Genomic DNA, 2,240 nt, shown 5'->3' with positions numbered 1-2,240 from the left:
TTTGGCTAAATAAAAAAACCAAACTGTTTATTTTAATTAATAAACAATTTGGTTCAATTAGTTGTTCTCAATCGGATCCACTTTTGTGGGGCACCTCAAAACTACTTAAAAGTAGTTTTTTATCATTTTAAAACTTAAAAGGATTTTTTTATACCTTATAAGGTTGAAATTTTAGAAAAATTTTGTAAAAGTTTTAAATATCTAGTATTGAAACATTATAAAAGATCAGTGATTTAACGAATTTTATGGTTAAATGAAGAGGAAAGGTAAAGAGATGATAAATATTTTTATATTAACTTTTATTAATGTTACAGTTAAAGGTCTAAAAAAGACTCTATAAAGAATCCTTTTCTTTTTATGATAAGTACTTAATATGAAGTAATTATAATGTCATCTCATGGCTTCAATAAGTTTTTTATGAGCGATTCTTAAATTTTGTCCTAAACCAGAAACAAAAGAAACTATAAAAGTGATTAAAACAACATAAAGTGTTTCTGTGACTCCAAATTCCACTATATCAACCCAAACTAAAGAAGAAATAACCTGGATTGACGTCACAAATCGTCATTTTGATAGTTAGAACGGCTATAAGGAAAATCATCAAAGCAATTAATAAAATTTCTTGCATAAAAATCATAATCACATCAAAACTACTTTTGCCCCAATAGCTCTTAAAATACCGATTTCCTTTTTTTTACTTTGAATACTAGAAGAAATGAAGTTAAACATTAACACGATAGAGCATATCGTACAATTGATACTTAAAAAGACAAATAACAAGGTTATCATTTCAAAAAGAGTGAGGTGTTCCGCAGCATCAATAGCATCAATAAATAACACCATCGGAATCGAAGATAAGATTTTTTTTAAAGGATGTGAGTAACGGGTATTAATGATTGAATCTAGATGTTGTTCCTCTATTTTTTTCAAATTACCTATTAACTTGTTCACTTGTAAATGATCTGCTTTCTTTTGGATAAAATCTTTAGAAACAAAAACAATATTTTCTAATCCTTCTGTTTTAAACAATTTATATAAATTGTGTAAAGTGATTTTAACCACGTTGATAATGAGGTTATCATAAATATCTTTTGTTTCTTCGACGGTTAAATTTTCTACACTTTTAAAACGTTCTTCATAGCTTTCAAATTCAAATAAACCATAATTATTAATTTGGTTTGATTCCAAATAATGTTTTAAAATGTTATCTTTAAAATAAAGAGAAATGAAAATATTATTTGCATTGTTGGATCCCTCGGTTTTGAGAGTTGTTTTTAAACCTAATTCTTTCAAAACATCATAATCTTGAGGATCGTATTCAATAACGCGTACCAAAGTCAGAACATAATCTCTGAATAGGTCGTTTTTAAAACTTGGTTTTAAGTCTGTATCGTTCTATTAATTTAGAAAATTTAGGAAGAGTAATAGAGAATAAATTTAATAAAGTTAAAACGTGTTCTTCTAAAGGAGTCAATTTATTAGTTAACTTATTTTTTCTTTATAATCGGCGAAATTATTTTGCAATTTATATACTTTTTTAAATTGAACACTAGGATTTTATTGAATTAATTTATTAGCTGTTTTGTTATCACTTATATCCAATATTAAAGGGTTGTGAGGGTCTTGGTCTTTTTTCTCGAAATAACGTTTATATATCATATCTTGTTTATTAAAGGGAACAAAAGACAGAGCAACCCCTAAAAAAGGGTGAGAGAGATCATCTTGTTTTTATTTTTAGTTTTGTTGCCTTCTTTTTTTAGTTATAATAGTCGCTTTTTGATTATCAACGCTGGGCTCATTCTTGGTATCGTTTTAAATTTATATAATGAGGGGAACATTCTCAAAATATTTATTTATCCGATTATAATTTTTTTTATTTCTATATATTCTTACACAATTACTCTTTATGACTTTTTTATCGTAAATTTAGTCCCAATAGCTAAAAATAAAGATTTTTTTAGAAAATTTTGGTTTATTATTTTATCATGAGTTTATTAACAATATTACCTTTTTCATCATATACAGCAGGTTCTTTAACGCTTTTATATTTTATTTTAAACAAGAATATCGATAAAAAAACGAACACTTTTTTGCTTTATTTCTTTTGTTTTTATTCTCTGTTTTATCACTTTTATTAATTCTTTTTTCTCCATAAAAATAAATATTTTTTAAGCAAATTAATGCTTTTTTATTGACTTTAATTCATTTTTATTGTAAAATAATCATGAAAATAAAATAAT

2 protein-coding genes are annotated in these 2,240 nt (G+C 25.1%); both read right to left on the bottom strand.

From position 1 onward, the window contains the following. Positions 1-390: 390 nt before the first annotated feature. Positions 391-558 carry a hypothetical protein gene (locus RI76_RS03100; protein ID WP_017192485.1) on the bottom strand — a complete coding sequence of 56 codons (168 nt, stop codon included), beginning with the start codon at positions 556-558 and terminating at the stop codon, positions 391-393. Between the two features lie 81 nt (positions 559-639). Beyond that, positions 640-1,335, bottom strand: a complete 696-nt coding sequence (locus RI76_RS02055; protein ID WP_017192484.1) for an FtsX-like permease family protein — start codon at positions 1,333-1,335, stop codon at positions 640-642. Between the last annotated feature and the right edge of the window lie 905 nt (positions 1,336-2,240).

Origin of the sequence: Milkweed yellows phytoplasma str. MW1 (genome assembly GCF_000309485.1) — a bacterium.
GTDB lineage: Bacteria > Bacillota_I > Bacilli_A > Acholeplasmatales > Acholeplasmataceae > Phytoplasma.
This window is presented reverse-complemented; position numbering and strand designations above follow the sequence as displayed.